Source organism: Psychroserpens mesophilus, assembly GCF_000826645.1.
Classification (GTDB): Bacteria; Bacteroidota; Bacteroidia; order Flavobacteriales; family Flavobacteriaceae; genus Psychroserpens; species Psychroserpens mesophilus.
The window spans coordinates 385,876-404,886 of the sequence record NZ_JXJP01000003.1 but is presented as its reverse complement, the minus strand read 5'-3'; the positions used below and the strand labels follow the sequence as shown (position 1 = coordinate 404,886).

General features: G+C 33.9%; 5 protein-coding genes. All 5 read right to left on the bottom strand.

Going from position 1 to position 19,011, the window contains the following annotated elements; all coding sequences use genetic code 11:
* Positions 1-43: 43 nt before the first annotated feature.
* Positions 44-2,374: a choice-of-anchor L domain-containing protein gene (locus TD18_RS05600; RefSeq protein WP_040249630.1), complete on the bottom strand. Its 2,331-nt coding sequence runs from the start codon at positions 2,372-2,374 to the stop codon at positions 44-46.
* A gap of 81 nt (positions 2,375-2,455) precedes the next feature.
* Positions 2,456-8,122 (bottom strand): T9SS type B sorting domain-containing protein, encoded by a 5,667-nt coding sequence (locus tag TD18_RS05595; RefSeq protein ID WP_084205851.1) that lies wholly within the window; start codon positions 8,120-8,122, stop codon positions 2,456-2,458.
* 160 nt (positions 8,123-8,282) lie between these two features.
* Positions 8,283-13,127: a T9SS type B sorting domain-containing protein gene (locus TD18_RS05590; RefSeq protein WP_040249628.1), complete on the bottom strand. Its 4,845-nt coding sequence runs from the start codon at positions 13,125-13,127 to the stop codon at positions 8,283-8,285.
* A 511-nt stretch (positions 13,128-13,638) separates the two neighbouring features.
* Positions 13,639-15,435 carry a gliding motility-associated C-terminal domain-containing protein gene (locus TD18_RS05585; protein WP_040249625.1) on the bottom strand — a complete coding sequence of 599 codons (1,797 nt, stop codon included), beginning with the start codon at positions 15,433-15,435 and terminating at the stop codon, positions 13,639-13,641.
* A 40-nt stretch (positions 15,436-15,475) separates the two neighbouring features.
* Positions 15,476-18,871, bottom strand: a complete 3,396-nt coding sequence (locus tag TD18_RS05580; RefSeq protein WP_052461053.1) for a T9SS type B sorting domain-containing protein — start codon at positions 18,869-18,871, stop codon at positions 15,476-15,478.
* Positions 18,872-19,011: the final 140 nt, after the last annotated feature.

Sequence of the window (19,011 nt, the reverse complement as noted above, 5' to 3'; positions counted from 1 at the left end):
ATAGAAAATGATAAGGGATTTGTAGCTTTTGCTTTTGAGAAAATTAACGTTTTAAAGTGAAATGACCAGTAAAGGTTCTTCCATCAATTAATGTTGCAATAAACCAATAATCTGAAGTAGGTAATGGTTTGCCGTTGAGTGTTCCGTCCCAACCTGGACTTAAATGGTTGAGTTGGGTAATTAATTTTCCGTAGCGATTAAATATTTTAACGTCAATACCTTGGTTATACTCGGCATTCACACCATACACATGCCAGCGATCATGATAGTCATCACCATTTGGTGTAAAAAATTTTGGAAACCCTAAAACTGAAATATCTTGTTCAACTATGCCACATCCATATACATCTCTAACATACACCGTATGAAATCCTGGTGTCACATTTGTAAAAACGTTACTCTCCTGAAAAACAGCTCCAAATTCATCTAATGCAAATTCATAAACACCTTCACCAGAAACCATAACTGTAATCGTGTTAAAACCAGATCCTTCCTGAACGATGATATCTTCAATTGTGGCAGTGTTAGACGGATTAACAGTAATAGTTCTGCTGGAAGAACATCCATTTGGATCGGTTACAATAACAGTGTAAACTCCTGGTTGATTAATTTCATTAAAAGAAGTGTTTACAGAAGTCGAGACACCATCTAATAACCATTCGTAATAATAATTACTTGGTGAGTCGTTAAGTACACCTCCAACTAATATGATGGTTTCAGGAAACGAATTTAGACAGTAAATAATTGCGTCATCTTCAGTAAGCAAAGGTGTATATAGAACTTCAAGTTGAACAGAAGCGATAGCGTAACACTGATTATTATTTTCAACTTTAATAAAAATCGTCTGACCATCTGGAATTACATTTTGATAAGTTGCACTTAAGGCGTTAATTTCAGCAAAGGCATCACTTTCAGTTTCATAATACGACACGGTTGCTCCAGGTGGAATTTGATTTTGAATGGAATTGGTAATTTGATTTAAATCGAACTCAGCAAAACCATCTACTGGGTCACCATCACAAGCTTCCAGTGTTGGAATGTTTAAAACATTATTCGAGATTTGAAGTTCAATTTCTGCAATAGCAAAACATCTTGACTGATTCTCAACACGAGCATAAATCGTTTGAAACGGAACGGTATTTTCAAAACCACCCGTATTCACAATTGCATTTGCATTCTGGAGTGCATCGATTTCAGTTAAGTAAAAGTCTTCAATAAAAATAGAACTATCGTTATTAGTGACCATGCCTTCACTATCAAAAAGATTATACATGGTCAAGCCGTCTTGGTTTTGATCACATTCGATTAAAACGGTATCAAATACGATAGGATTGCTGGTATATTCTACAACCACTTCACCATAAGAAATACAATTATTATCAAGTGTTACTTCTACATTATAAGTTCCAGCTTCAGTTACAGTATAGGTGGCATTAGTTTCGGTAGTTAACTCAACACCATCTTTAAACCATTTAAAGCTATCGCTATTAAGTTGAGAGGCATCGAGAGTTAACGTGTCGTTTTCGCATAAACTATTTTGAGTAGATACCAAGCGATTCGGACCTAAATCTGTTGATAATTGAAAACTTCCGGCTTCTAGAAACACAGCAGAATCATATCTAAAATTTTGTTCATCTGCAATAACTAGTTTGACATGATAGGTTTGATTAGGAACTACATCTGCAGTAGCTGTCAATACTTTTGTTTGACCGTTGAAATTGATAGGTACATTACTACCATTCCAGCTTTCAAAATAAAATTCATTTTGTGGCTCACAACCACCTGGAATTCCAGCATGTACAGTTGTAACTTTAACAGGAGTTTGCGTGTCTGGCACTAGGGCAATGTTGGTATATTGCTGTTCATTAATTGGTCGAATAAGGAAACCAAACAAATCTGAAAACTGACAAGTATTAGCATTGCCTTCCTGGTATTCTTCGGAAGCAAACAAGTATTTGAAACTAATTTGAGACGCTATAGACGTAAAATCGAACTCAATGATAGTGGCATTGATGGTATTTGTTTCATTAAGTACAAACTCCAAATCGGAATCGCCTGTCCAGCCATCGGCATTATCATCACTCAAGGAGTTGTTTGGTCCAGGCACGTTAGATAAGCGACCCGTAGTTAATACAATTCCACTTTGAAATGGAAACGTAGTTCCTGTCGCATCGAAATAGCCATAACTTTGATCCAGGTTATTAAAGTCGCCTCCAACAACATTGTTAACAACTACATTTTCAATACAATCACTATCAATTAGAATATCTTCAATAAGTTGTTGGGCAGTAAAGCTCTGACTGTCTACCTGTATATTTTGTCCAGACAGAGTCAAACCTACCAGTAAACAAGTAAGAAAGAGTATTCGTTTCATTTGCAATTTTTCCGATTGCAAAGATACGCATAGCCCAAATTTAAATAACCAAAAATATTGTTAATATGAACTCTTTTATTTTTAATAACGTAAGGCGAAATGACCTTTTACTTCAAACGTATTATTGCCGTCTTTTACTTTTGCTAAAAACCAGTAATCAGAATTAGGCATTAGCTTTCCGTTATAGTAGCCGTTCCATCCTGGAGAATTTGAAGTCAGTGTTTTGAGGAGTTTTCCGTAGCGATCAAAAATATAAATGATAGTTCCAGGTAAGGTTTCTACACCTGTAATATGCCAGGTATCAAATTTACCATCGTCGTTAGGTGTCATGAATTTTGGAACGTCAACAACAATAATATTTTTAGTTATCGTATCACAGCCATTTAAATCAACTACAGTTATTGTATGATATCCTAAACTTACGTTTTCAAATACATTAGAAATTTGAGGATCATTATCATCTAATTGATATAAATAATTACCAATGCCATTTACTGTAACGATGATATTGTTAGGGTCTGAAAAATTGATGCTTTCTGTAATGACCATAGTTGCAGCCTGAGACTCGGTAACCGTAAAAAATTCCGTGGTTTCACAACCAGAAGGCGAAGTAACTGTTACAGAATACGTACCAACCTCTGTAATTTCAATATCTGGAGTTGTTTCATTTGTTGACCATACATATGAATCACCAATTTGATTTGTATTTGCACTTACGATTAATGGCAAGTTATCTAAACAAATGACCTGTGAATCAATATTAACTATGGGTTTAGGATGAATAATGATGTTAAAAGAAGTGATGTCATAACAACCAGTCGTATTATTTTCTAAGCGAACATAGATGGTTTCACCATTTGCGCTTACATAAGAATTGTCTAATGCATTAATATTGTCTTCAGCAGAAAGTAAATCGCTATGATAGCTAACTGTGAATTCATCAGGATTTTGTCCGTTTAAAATGGTAGCATTTTGTGAGGTCAATTCGAAACTAAACAAACCATCGTTGTCATCATCACATGCAGTAAGATCATCAGGTGTATTTGCTATTGGTAACGGATTTATAATTAAATCAAACGCATGGATGTGGTAACAATGTGTGGTTGAAAATTCAACACGAGCAAAAATCACATCACTTGTAGATTGGTACTCGTAATTATCGTCTAATGGATTGGTTTGATTTAAGGCATTAGCTTCCGAAGCATAATATTCTACGACAACATTAGCAGTTTGCATGAGTAAAGGTGAATTTAAATCAGAAAGAGTCACTATTCCTGTATCAGTTTCACATAACTCAAATGAATTTAAAGCATTAATAGCTGGAGGCAAGTTCACTTCTAATTCTAAAGGAACATACATGTAACAATTGGCAACGGTATTAAATACTTTGATGTAAACTGTTTGTGGACTTATTAGATTAATATAGTTTGTTGGGTCAGCAATTGCATTTACACCATTTTGAAGATCTTCGAGAGATTCAAAATACGATATTATATGATCTGGGTTGACAGTATTGAAAAGTTCTGATTCGGCCTGTGTTAAATCAAAAGATGTAACAGCATCGTAATCTGTATCACAAGTAACAAGAAGTGAAGGTACATTTGGATATTCGTTAACAATCAAGTCGAATTGAGTTACACTATAGCATCCAGTTGAATTGTTTTCTATACGAGCATAAATTGTTTCTCCACCTTGGCCCGAATAGTTGTAGGGAAGAGGGCTGTTTCCTAAATCGGCCTCAGCTTCTACACCATAATAGGTCACCGTAAAATCATTAGCACTTTGAGCGCCCAAAACAGCATTATTGACTAAGAATAAATTGAATTCTCCTGCATTGTCATTCGATTCATCATCACAAATTTGTAAATCAGGAGGTTGATTAGCGACTGGTAGCTCATTCACAATCAGCTGAAAAGGATATACATAAAAACAACCCGTTTCAGAATTTTCTATTCTTGCAAAAATAGTATCACTAAAGGTAACGTAGGTATAATTAGTGTTTAGTGTATTTGAACTAGTTTGAGCATCGGAAAATGAAATGTAATAATCAATTTGAACATTTGTGTCATCATCTACCAGAACATCATTAATTTCATTTAAATCAAAGCTGTTGCTTGCATTCATACAAGTATCATAGGTTTGAAAGTCGTTAATTGGAGGAGGTAAATCGACAATCAAATTCACAGGGACTAAGCTATAGCAATTTGAAATGGTGTTGTTGACTTTCAAATATACAATTTGCGGATTAGCTAGATTGCTGTAGTTTGTTGGATCTGAAATAGTTTCAGAGTTAGTCTCTGCACCATCAATAGTTTCATGATAGGTAAGAACAATATCATCTGCTCTAACATCTAAGACACTGGTTTCAATAATTGTTATGTCCATTTGAGTTAAGCCGTCATAATTAGAATCACAGACAATAACATCTGGAGCGTCATTTATTTCAGGAACCTGAACAACATTAATCATAAAATCTGTAATAGAATAACAAACGGTTCCATTATCAACTCTAACAAATATGTGTTGAGGGTTTATTGTGTTGGTGTAATTTAACGGTAAATCATTCACACCTAAATCGGCATCATTGAAACTTTCATGAAATGTTATGTCCAGGTTTTCTGTAATTCCATTAGTAATTTCCTGTATTTTTAAATTCAAGTCAGACGTTACAATTCCGTCATTTGAAACATCATCACAAACTGAAATTTCAGTCGGAATATTAAATGTTGGTAACTGAGTTACTGTTATTTGAAATGATGACGTTCCAAAACAATTAATATCTGTGATATTTTCAACTCTAGTAAATATTGTTTGAGGATTAGAAAGGTTTTGGTAGGCTGTATTTTTATCGATACTGTTTGTTCTATTCATAGCATCTTGAGCAGTTTCGAAGTAGAGGACTTCTTTACCAGTTTGACCATTTAATATTTCTTCATCTTTTTGAAAGAAAAGAAAATCACTCATTTCGTCACCATCATCTTCACAAGCTACAAACGTGGATATAGGAATGAACTCAGGAAGCGTATTGATTATAGTTTCAAAATCAACAATACTATGACAAGTCGTAATATCACTTTCTACTCTCACGTAAATTGTTTGTGTTTGTGTGTTGAAATTATTAGGTATTGGGATGGCATTTGTCCCATTGTCTGCATCAGAAAAGTCCAAATGAAATGATATGGTGAGATCTGTTATGTCTGGAACGATTTCAGAAATCTTACTCTCTAAATCTACAATTGAAAATCCATCCTGATCGTCATCACAAATGATAATATCTACAGGTTGCATCACCACAGGAGGATCAATAACCAGTATTTCAAAAGGAGAAATGTCATAACAATCTGTTTCAGTATTCGTTACTCTAATGAAAACGGTTATAGGATTAACAATATTAGTGTAACTTTGAGGTAATGCATTTTGATCATCTATAGCATCTTGTTCTGTTAAATAGTATTTTACATTAGGAGAATCAATTCCTGTACTTACATAACTATTAAAACTTGATAAAACTATAGGCGTGAACCCATCAAAATCATCGTCACAGTAATCTACAGTTGCAAGAGGTTGAATCTCAATTGCAGGATGTATAACAAGTTCCATTGATGTGTATTGAACACAAGAGTCTAATGTAACAGCGATGTAAATTGTTGTTATAATTGAGGTGGCCGTAAATGGAATGGCTTTATTAAGTGCATTATTATTATTGAGTTGGTCATTTACAGTTTCATAAAAAGAAATATCATAACCTAAATAATAGTTTATTAATGCCGTTTCAACGTCATTTAAATCAAAATCAGCTATGCCATCATTTGACTCATCATCACAAACACCAAAATCGCTCTTATCAAAACCTGTTTCCACAATGTTAGTGTGCAGTTCTATTGGCATAATTGATATGCAACCTGTAGCGTCGTTGGTTACTTTAATATATACAAGTTGAAAATAAGGAATAGTGTTTTGATAAGCTGTTGGGTCTAAAATTTCATTGATGTCTTCTTCGGCATCAGTTTGAGTTTCATAAAATGTTACAGATACTCCACCTAGACCTTGAAGAATGTCATCTACAACCGAAGTTAAATCGAAGATTTCGAAACCATCATCATCGCTTTCACAGGCATCAATCCATTGAATTTCTTCATTAATAACAGGGTTTTCTAAAACATTAATTACAAATGAAGTAATATCATAACATCCAGTAAACGTATCCTCAATTCTAATAAATAATGTTTCAGATGGATTGGTGTTGACATAAGGAAGTTCAATAGGAGTAAGTCCTAATTCAGCATCAATAAAAGACGTGTAATAGGACACCAGAAGGTTTGGATTATCTGATGTTATCTGAGTAATCATAGCTTCAAGATCAATTGAAGTTATACCATCTTGAACAGTGTCATCACAAATGTTTAAATCTGAAGGCTGATTGTAAACAGGAGAGTTATTCACTATTAAATCAAAACTTGTGAATCCTAAGCAACCTGTATTTGTTTCTTCAGTTCGAACATAAATAGTCTGTGGATTAGAGGTATTTGGCCATAATGAAACAATGGTTGACGTATCGTTGATAGCTCCAACACTGGTAAGGTGATAACTGATATCATAAGTTCCACTTGGAATTGCTGCTAAAATTTCATCATCTTTAGTTGTCAAGTCAAAAATCTCGACGCCATCATTAGAAGCGTCATCACATACAACAAAATCAGTTATTGGAGCAACATCTTGTTCAGAACCTAGGTTAATGATAATTTCATCTTCAATAATACAAGAGGTATTATTTATAGGAATATCTACTAAAAGGCTATAAGTACCAGATTCATTAACAGTATATATTGGACTTGTGGCTCCAGGAATCGCCAATCCGTCTTTGAACCATTGATATAATGCAATATTATTAGAAACATCACCATTAAGTACTACAGATTGTGAACACGTATTAATATCTGGACCTAAATCTACAGATGAAAGTGTACTCGTACTCTGAATAAACACGGCAGAGTCGTAATTTTGATCAGTTTGATCGGCTATAATAAGCTTTATGCGATATAGTTCATTTGGAAGAATATCTGCAGAGGCAGTTAAAACGGTTGTTCTTCCGTTATAATTTGTATCACCAATATTGTAACCTTCAAAATAAATTTCGTTTTCAGCAGGACAAAAACCAACTATTTCATCATGAATGGTATTTGTATTAACAGGAATATTAGTTCCGGGAATTAGAGCAATATTTACAAAAGGATCAGTTGAACCAACACGTTTAATGAGGAAAGCAAACCCATCAGAATATTGACATGGAAAATTTGTATTATATTCTTCTGAAGCTAATATATAATCAAAGGATATAAAGTTTGTAGTAGAAAGGAAATCAAATTCTATAGAGGTCGCATTTAGAGTTCCTGAAATCCCTAAAACTGTTTCTAAATCTGAATCTGAAGGCCAGTTCGTAGAGCCTTCATTTAAATTAGCTGTATTTACATTATTTCCACCAGAATGGATGCTGCCAGTCGACAAAACAACGCCATTTTGAAAAGGAAAATTTGAATCACCTTTTTCAAAATAACCATAACTATCAAGTCCGTCAAATTGACCATTAACTGAAGAGGATACATTAGATATATCCACACAGCCTTGCCCTAAATTAGCTTGAATTAAAGCTTCAAGGGTTCCTGAGTTTTCAGTAGTAATCTGTTGTGCTGATAATGTAAAAATTGAACAAAGAAAAAGTCCAAAACACAAGCACTTTATTATTTTCATTTATTACAGTTAGCTATAATAATTAGTTAGATTAAATAGAATTATCGGGTTGATAAGTTTCGAACTAATGAAAATACTAAAAAAATAGATTTATTAAAATTTATAGTGTTTAAAGGAGATTTTATTGGTTAAAATGCACTATTTGATAGTGCTAACTGTATTAATATCTTAATGCGAAATGGCCTTTTACTTCAAAAGCAATGCTTCCTTTTCTAACTTTCGCTAAAAACCAGTAGTCATTTGCAGGCATAAGATTTCCGTTATATCGTCCATCCCAACCATTTGAAGACGAAGTTAATTGCGTTAGTAATTTTCCGTAACGATCGTAGATATAAATAATTGTTCCAGGTAAAGTTTCAACACCTGTAATATGCCAAGTATCAAAATAACCATCGTTATTAGGTGTCATAAATTTTGGTGCATCAATCACAACAATTTCTTTAGTTACTTCAGCACATCCATTTAAGTCTATAATTTTGATGGTATGATATCCAATACTTACGTTTTGGAATACATTTGAGAGTTGTGGTTCTTCATCATCTAATTGATAGATGTAATTACCAATACCACTAATGGTTACAGTTATATTATTAGGATCTGAAAAATCTACAGTTTCCATGATTTCAATTGTTGCAGTTTCAGATTCGCTAACATTAAATACTCTTGTTGTTTCGCAACCAAAAGGTGAGGTTACGGTTACAGAATAGGTTCCAATTTCGGTAATTTCAATTTCTGGTGTTATCTCGTTTGTAGACCATAAATAAGTGTCTCCAGCCTGATTTGTATTTGCACTTACAAGTAGTGGGACATTGTTTAAACAGATCACCTGATCTTCGATATCTACAATAGGCTTTGGGTTTACGAAGCCTGTAAACTGAGTAAGTGCGTAGCAACCAGTTGTGTTATTTTCTATACGGACATAAATTATTTGGCCATCAAAGGTATCGTAAAGGAAAGGTAACGGATCATCACCTACTTCAGCTAATAAGTTGTCATCGTAATAACTCACAGTAAAATTTGCTGGATTTTGCCCTCCAAGTATGACTGAATTTTGCTGACTGAGATCAAATGTATAAAATCCGTCGTAATCATCATCACATGTTATCAAGTCAGCAGGCTGATTTGCAATTGGAGCAGGATTAACTAAAAGTGTAAACTCATGAATATAATAACAATGTGTTGTTGAAAATTCTATGCGAGCAAAAATGGTATCACTCGTTGTTAAATAACTGTAATTAGAATTTAAAGGATTTGATTGATTTTCAGCATCTTGAAAAGTAGGGTAATAATTTAATAATACGTTGGCACTTTGCTCTAGAATGGTTGAATTGATTTCCATTAAATCTGTTACGCCAGAAGTAGTTTCGCATATTTCATAACTCGCAATAGGATTGATAGCAGGAGGTAAGTTAACTATTAATTCTAATGGAATTGAAACAAAGCAATCTGAAATAGTATTTGTTACGCGAACGTATACAGTTTGTGGGTTAGTTAAATTCGTGTAATTTTCAGGATTTGCTATAGCATTGGATTGTAAGTATGAATCTTCCAGAGTTTCATGATAAGAAATTTCAATATTATCTTGTCTTACGTCTAGAATGTCAAACTCAGATAGTGTTAAATCAAAGGTAACAATGCCATCATAATTGGTATCACACTGAATTAAAGGTTGAGGCATGTTGACATCAGGCGCAGCAATAACATTAAGAACAAAAGAGGTATACGATTCGCAGATAGTTCCGTTATTTATGCGCACATAAATCTGTTGTGGATTAACCGTATTACTAAAATTTAATGGTAATGGATTTGAATTAGTTTCAGCATCTGTTTGAGAGGCGTGAAAGCTCACTTCTTCAATATCGCTGATACCTTGTGTAATTTCGGCAATTTGTACGTTAAAATCAAACTCAACACTTCCGTCGTTGGTGATATCATCACAAATAAAAATGTCAGTAGGCTCATTAAATACAGGATTTGTTCCAACTTCTATTGGAAACGAAGATGTTGCATAGCAATTTGAATCTGTAATGTTTTCAACTCTAACATAAATAGTTTGAGGATTGGAGATATTAACATATATATTGTCTTTATCAATTGGATTTGTATTGTTTTCTGCATCTAGAGCTGTTTCAAAATAGAGGACGTCCTTTCCAGTTTGACCATTTAAAATGTCTGCGTCCTGAGTTGAAAATAAAAATTCACCAAAACCATCATCTCCAATTTCACAAAATTTAAATAGGTTAATGTTATTAATAACTGGTAATGTATTGACAATTACTAAAAAGCGTTCAGTTGAATAGCATCCAGTAGTTGCATTTTCAATTCGAATAAAAATATCGTCTGTCTCACCTAAGTGTGAAGAGGTATTACTTATTAAGTTTGTACCATTATCAGCATCAGATTGGCTATAGTGAAATGTGATGATTTTATTAGTGGTATCTGTTACAACTTCTGAAATTTTATCGTTTAAATTTATGATCGATATTCCATCCTGATCATCATCACAAATAATAATATCAGTAGGAGAATTGCTTTCAGGAGCTGGAAGCACTTCGATTTCAAAAGAATTAATATCAGCACAGCTTGTTAGATCATATCTAATCTTAGCAAAAACGGTTTGAGGATTTGATGTGTTTGTAAATACTGTAGGCAGTTGGTTAGAGTTAGATTCTGCATCTTCTAGAGTTGGAAAATAGCTCACTGTGAAATCGGGTTGATTATTCGAGACCTGAGCATCAAACTGACTTAAATCAATAGCTGTAAATCCGTCTTGATCTGAATCACATACAGAAACTAAACCAATAGGATTAAATTCTACAATAGGATTTATCATGAGCTCAATTTCATCGACTTCTTGGCATGTTGGACTCGTTAAAACTAAATAAAGTGTTTGTGGCGCAGAAGTTGGAAAAAATGGTTGTGATTGATCTATAGCATTGACCTGATTGTCTCTGTCTTCTTCCGTGAGGTAAAAATCAATCGTAATATCGATTTCTAATAGGTCTTCCAAATCCCCAATAATTCCTAAAGCTATAGCGACTAAATCAAATTCTTCTTGGCCGTCATTACCAACGTCACATAAATTAATATCTCTTAAGTTGGTTGCTGTAAGAAGTAAATTGGTATGAAGTTCAATAGGCGTAATACTTGCACATCCTGTAGTTTGATTTTCAACTCTGATAAATACGATTTGCTCATAACTAATGATATTTTGATAATTTGTTTCATTGGCAATCGCATTGACACCTAAGTCGGCATCTTCCTGAGATAAATGAAAAGTAACATTAACACCAGTTATGCCTTGCAAAACATCAGCAATAACAGAAGTTAGGTCAAAAGTTGCAAATCCGTCATGATCGGCATCACAAGCATCAAGGTATTGTGGTTCTGTATTAATAGAAGGATTATCTAAAACTTCAATATCTAATGTTGTCGTACTTGAACAACCAGTATTGGCATTAGTGACATTTACAAATAACGTTTCAGTGATATTTGTATTTACATAAGGTAACGGAATAATATTGGTTCCATTTTCAGCATCAGTTTGAGTTAAGTGATAGGTGACTATTAAATCGAAGTTTCCTCCAGTAATTTCTTCGTCTTTTTGAGATAAATCAATAGTGGTAACACCATCAGACGTTGAATCGTCACAAACTATTAAAGGAGTTGGATCTATAACATTAGGTAATGGGTTTACAATTAAATCAAAACTTTGAAAGGCCAGACAACCATTTACAGTGTCTTCAATTTTTACAAATATGGTCTGAGGATTCGTTGTATTTTGAATTGGTGATGTTATAGCATTCACACCATTCAGTGCATCATTTTGTGTATAATGGTAACTAAGTGTATAACTTGAAGATGGAACTGAAGCTAAGGCTTCAGAGTCTTTAGTTGATAAATCAAATAATTCAATGCCATTGCCACTTGCATCGTCACAAAGTTCAAAATCTGAAATAGCATCAGCAGATTGTGTAGAACTTAGTAAAACGTTTACAGTATCTTCAATAACACACGTAGAGTTGGTTAATGGGATTTCAATCGAAACGGTATAATCTCCAGATTGAGTAACGTTTAATGTTGGTAAATTTTCTCCTGGAATTAATACATTATTAAAATACCAAGAATAAGTGGCTAAAGGATTATCAATATTACCATCTAAAGTAACATCACTCGCACAGGTTTGAATATCATTTCCAAGATCGACATTAGCACTAAAGCTATTTCCTTCAATAAATACTGCAGAATCATAGTTTTTGTCCGTTTGATCTGCAATAACAATCTTGATATGGTATTGTACATTTGGTAGAATAGAAGCCGTTGCTGTCATAACAGCTGTACGACCATTATAGTTTGTATCACCTAAATTATATCCTTCAAAATATTCTTCATTTGAAGCGGCACAAAACCCAACAATTTCATCATGAATTGTATTTGTATTTACTGGTGTTGTAGTACCAGGTATGATAGCAATATTTGTGTAAGGATCACTTGTTCCTGCTTCCTTTATAAGAAAAGCAAAGCCATCAGAATACTCACAAGGGAAGTTACCGAAGTATTCTTCCGAAGCTAAGATGTAATTAAATTGAATTTGGTTTGAAACTGAAATAAAGTCAAATTCGATGGATGTTGCATTTAAAGTTCCAGAAATTCCTAATGCAGATTCTAAATCAGAATCTGTTGTCCAGTTTGATTGTCCTTCATTTAATATGTTATTATTCTGAGTATTACCTCCAGATAGCGGATTTCCGGTGGAGAGCATGATTCCATTTTGGAAAGGGAAATTTGATCCAGCCTTTTCAAAGTAAGCAAAACTGTTGAATCCATTAATAGAACCATTAACCTGCGAGCTGATGTTTGAGGTTTCAACACAACCTTGAACCAAATTGTTTTCGATAAGTTGTTGTTCGGTAAATGAATTGTTGATACTTATCTGCTGTCCATAAGCCATAAGGCCAATAAATAAGCAGATAAAGACTGCGAGGGATTGTTTTAAAATATTCATTATTAAGCGGTTAAGTTCATGGTGTCTAGCCATGAGGTTTGGGACTTTGGGCTAATTTGTTTATTTCAATGGGCGAAATATAAAACTGTATTAGATGAAATGCAAATATTTACGACGAAATACACAAAACATTAACATTTCGCTTTTTTCATAGAGAGAATTTCTGAAGCTTTTTTGATTAATAATTTACGCTCTTTGGGCTTAAAAATGAATAAGTAAATCATAACATAGATCATGGAGTAGAATTTTAGTTGGAGTAGGATTGGGGCTTAAGTCGTTAATAATGCTATATTATTTGTAATGCGGATTTACATCGCTATTGTAAATGAGTTTGGAATAACAACAACCGGAAAGTAAAAGATATCTTTTCATAACGAGTAGTTTAGAAATCATAACTAAGTAAAACAATACTGAGGGAAAAGATTACTTGATGAATAAATTCCTTATGAAATTAGAATATAAGAAGCTAAATGACAAATATATACGATGAATAGCGTCAAATTTTAACACTTTAGTAGTTTACATACACCCAACCAACTTCAGATTGGTAGTTGGGATCATTAAAGTTAATGATATAAAAATAGGTGCCAACAGGAACAAGTTTACCATGATTATTTAAACCTCTATTAATTAAGCCATACCAAGGGTTATCATTATTCCCTTCAAAAATAAGTGTTCCATACCTATTATAGATCTTTAATTCATGCCTTTCAAATATATTATAGAGTCCTTGAATATTAAACCAGTCGTTTGTATGATCTCCATTAGGAGAAAATCCGTCAGGTATATGTGGTGGACAATTTTCAACTAAAATATCAAAAGCATATACATTATAACAAGGAGGATTTTCAATTCTGGCATAAATGGTTTGAGGGTTGCTTGTATTCGAATAATTTTCAGGAATTAGAATTTCATTGCTATTCATTTCTAAATCGGCAAGTGTTTCAAAAAACCTCACATTATTACTCATGTTGATATTATTAGAATTTAAGATATCAACCAGATCGAATGTTGCCGAATTAAAAGCTTTGTCACAGGACAAGGTTTGTGGTAATGTCTCTATGGGAGGAATTATTAGTAAATCGAGATTAATTTCAAAACTATTATTCGTTTCAATAATTTCAGTAATAGCACTATTTCCAAATCCATCGTCATCAACGACTAAAGTTAAAGTAAAGGAATCACCAATGCTTTCAGGAATAAATAACGAAACGGTTCCATTTTCAAAGTCATTTATTGGAACGTCGTTTTGGGTTGCAGTCAAACCAACCAAAGTATTATCGGCATAAAATGCGACTGATGTATTAGCTGGTAAAAAATCTGTACTATTGGTATTAAAAACAGTGAATTCTAAATCTATAGTTCTGTCTCCACAAAATATGTCGTAATCATTGACTAGTATTGTAGCATCTGGGAGCTGACTATTGAGTACTGTAATAACATTATTAATCATAACAAAGTCTTGACCAGAAGTAAGTGTGATCGTTGCTGAAGTATCTCCAATGTTTATATTATTTTGAATGTCATACACATCAATATCCATATTAAATAAATCGGAAGATCCAGTAAAACTGTTGGTGCCATTAAAGGCATTATTAATTGGATTTAATGGTGGATTTCCAATGACATTTCCATTAATGCTAAGCTGCTCATTCACTGCTAATCCAGAATCTCCTTCCCAAGCAACAAATCCAATTTTAGCACCTTCGTTATCAAGAACATTCAAGTTGTCTAAGACAATGGTTAAGGTCTCTGGAACACCTTGTAACCCGTCGTATACATTCAACTGATTTAATGGTAAATTGAAATCTTCATAAATGACTGTAATTGCCCAGCCGCCAAAGTTTGTTCCACTACCACTGACTACACAATAGGGAAAAGCCATGACGTCAGAAAGATCAATTTCCGAAACTGTATAAGTTGTATTGCCTTGATTTTGTATTATGGAAGTAATGTCAGCAAATGCAGCAAAAAACACTCGTAATTCATCTAGAGTATGATTAAATGTTCTGTCTGCAGTGACTGGTATTCCATTAACTTCAATGTCAAAGTCACCAGTTCCAGGTCCTGCCCAATAGATATAGGCAGCAACAACGTTTTGGTTGGAATTTAAAGATAGGTTTGAAGATGATGAGGTAAGGATATCACAAGGAGTAAATGCTTGATTTTCTACAATATTTAGTGTGTTTCCAATAGCTGTGTAATCATATCTGCCATTAAACTGCTGAAACAATTCAATATTTTGAGCAAATGAAGACAATGAAAAAGCTAATACGAAAACTACTATTGCAAATTTGCTTAACCTCATTATCAATTGTTTTGATATGTGAATTTACATAAAATAATTTTTAACGTTTCAGAGTAAAATGGCTTTTAAAAACGCGACCATCTTGAAGGGTTACAAAAAACCAGTAATCACTAGATGGCATATCAGCACCATTATAGGTGCCATCCCAACCTGGACCTAATGGATCTAATTCAGTAAGCAGTTTTCCGTAACGATCAAAGATTAATATTTGGGTATTATGCTGAAACTGTTCTGAAAGTCCTTTAACCTGCCAAAACTGATTGTAACGATCTCCATCAGGTGTGAAAAATTTAGGAAAACCAATTACCGAAACTTCTTCTTCAATAATGCCACAATCGTTTTCAATGTCTCGAACATACACTGTATGGAACCCAAAATCGACATTTGTAAATACATTGCTTTCCTGATAAGGTCCCATAATATTATCTAATGCATAATCATAAATGCCTTCACCAGTTACAAAAACAGTTATAGTATTGTTTGACGTCGCATCTGTAATTTGAATATCTGTTATTGTAGCAATATCTGCAGGTATAACCGTTATGGTTCTATCTTTAAAACAACCATCAGTATTGGTTACTCGAACAGTATAAGTGCCAGGTTCATTGACTTCAATTTCAAACATATCTTCACCTGTTGACCATTCGTAATAATAGTTATTTGGGATGTCATCAATTAAGCCACTGGTTAAGGTTATGGTCTGCGGAAAGTCATTCAGGCAATACAATAATTCGTCTTCAGTTTCAATATTAGGTAATTCAAATACTGTTAAGTCAATTGCGCTTATACCAAAACAAGCATTTGCATTTTCAACGCGTGCATAAACTGTTTGATTATAAGGAATGGTATTGATGAAATTTGTGCTTATCGGATTATCTTCAATAAGCGCATCATCATAAGTTTCATAATAGGTAATATCCAGACCAGCTGGCAATCCAAATAGAATATCACTTTCAGCATCTGTAAGATTGAAATTTGAAAAACCATCTTCAATACCATCGTCGTCACAGGTTTCTAAAAAGGTGTCATTGGAAGCTGTAGAGCTTGTTTCGAGTGTGATTTCCGCAATATTAGTACAACCAGTTATTGTATTAGTGACTAATGCATATAGGATTTGCGGATTCAAATAATTTTCAAAAGCATCAGGATTTAGCTCGTCTTCATTGTTTTCTAAATCTGAAAGCGACACGTAAAAATTTATCGATCTGTCTGAAGCGTTATTCGTAATGTCATTAAAGACCTGATTCAAATCATAAGTTGTAAATCCTTCCGGAATACCATCTTCATCACATTGAAAAATAGTCGTGTTTATAGCTTCTGGAGCATCATTTACTGTGAGAATGAAGGAATCTGTTGAATAACAATCTGTATTTGAATTATTTTCAATACGAACAAAAATTTCTTCAGTATATGCTGTTGTATTGGTATAAGAATTTGGAAGTGCATTGGTATTAGCATCGGCATCTTGTTGAGTTGGATGATAGGTAATAGTATTGGCCGTTGCACTTTGATCAATTAAAATATCAGCATTCAAATCGGATAGCGCTATTGTTACAAAACCATCCATACTATTGGTGTTAAAATCGGTATCACAAATGCTAAGATCTTCTAATGACGCTACAACAGGCGTAATAAAAACAATTAACTCAAAAGTTGTTGTAGCAAAACAATTTGGGTTTTCATTATTCTCTACTCTGGCATAGATGGTTTGAGGATTTGCGGTACTATTAAAGATTCCAGTTATTTCATTTTCGTTAAGATCGGCATCTTCCTGAGTCCTGAAATAACGTACAGTATAATCATCAGGATTTTGAGTATCCAGTATTTGAGCATCTTGTATGGTTAAATCAAAAGGTGCCGAAGGAAATTCACTACAAGCAATAATATTGTCTGGCTGAGTTGCTATAGGAATATCAAAAATACCAACAACCGCTTCGCCTTCAATAGGACATTCTCCATTATTTTGTTCTATAAATACCTCGTAAAACCCTGGAGAATCCACAAATAATTGAAACGATGTTTCAGCTAAAGGCAATCCGTCTTTAGTCCATGAATAATCGGCGCCAGAGATATCTTCAGCTAGAAGCGTATAACTGTCACCTACACAGAGTTTTAATTCTGTAGTGCTAATGCCGTTTTGAATAATATCAATTCGAGAATTAAATAAAGACTGTATGAAAGGCGGTAAGCCAATACGACCAGTATTTTGAGAATTATTGTTTATATCTAATAAAACCGCAGTTTCATCATAACCAGCAGCTGCACCATCGGCTTCGGGATTAAGTATAGCTCCAATAAAACGACCATTTTGTGCACCTCCTGAAAAATCAAATTGAACCCTATAAATTCGTCTGTCAATACCTAATTGCAAGGCACCAGCATTAAATGATGATGATGAATGAACAACCGCCTGTGAGGCAGGAATATCGGCAGCTTCTAAATCCCATTGTAAAATACGACTAGCGCCATTTCCATTAGGACCATCATTTATAGAAGCATATACTTTTTTGTTTTCAGCAGAAAATTCAACACCATACGGACTATCATTATTTACAGGACCATAAAGTTCTAAAGAGTTGGAGACAATACCTGTATCATTATCAAAGTCAAATAAATAAACACCTCCAGCCGCATTGGCAGCTGTTGTATTTGCAAATCCAAAATGAGCGACAGCAATTTTAGAGCCATCAGGAGATGCTTTAATGTATCCCAAAGAATTTCTGCGGTAGCCTTGAACCGGAACAGTTGGACCTACAGTGGAAATCACAGGATTAGTATCAACACCATTTATATCTACTTTAAACGCATAAAACCGATCAACAAAATGTGTAATCACCCAAAATGAGGAGCAATCATCAGCTTTTACTGCTGTAATCTTTTCTGAGCACTTATAGGAGATTTCGTCTAAATCAGAAGGGTTGTAAGTTACTAATGGAATATTCTTCTCAGTAGTAACCACATCACCTAAACCTCCATTCAGCGTCATATCTACCAGTGAATAATTTAAGCCATTATTAAAGCCATCATCTTGAATTGGTACGCTTCCTCCACTGTCATAATTCCCGGTAAACTGATTTGGATACACGCTCGCGTTGTCATGATGAGGTTCATCAACTGTAAAAATGTAAAACTGGGTTTGATCTTGTGGTTTTGGAACTATGAGCCCGGAAGAGGTACTTGAAGGATCGCCTAAAAGCCCTGTGCCTCCAAAATAATCACCATTTTGCATGATTTGATGATTTTGGTTCCAGACAGTTTGACCATCTGTATAAAATAAAAGATTTCCAGTAGTATCAGAAATGGATGTGCAACCTTCTAGTGTGTTGATTTGACCATCGGTTACAGCTGTAACTGTTCCTGCTCCAGCATTAAAACGTAAGCCTGCGTTTTGACCAAAATACCAATAGGATGCTTCTTGTTGGGCGTAAGTAAACATACTGCATAGCAGTATTGTTAAGAATAGATAGGGATTCTTTTTCATTTTCGTAATAGCAATTATACGGCAGTTCTATGTATAGAACAAGTTAATCACTAAAACTCCTCAATTTTACACGAAACTTTTAAGCAGATAAGACT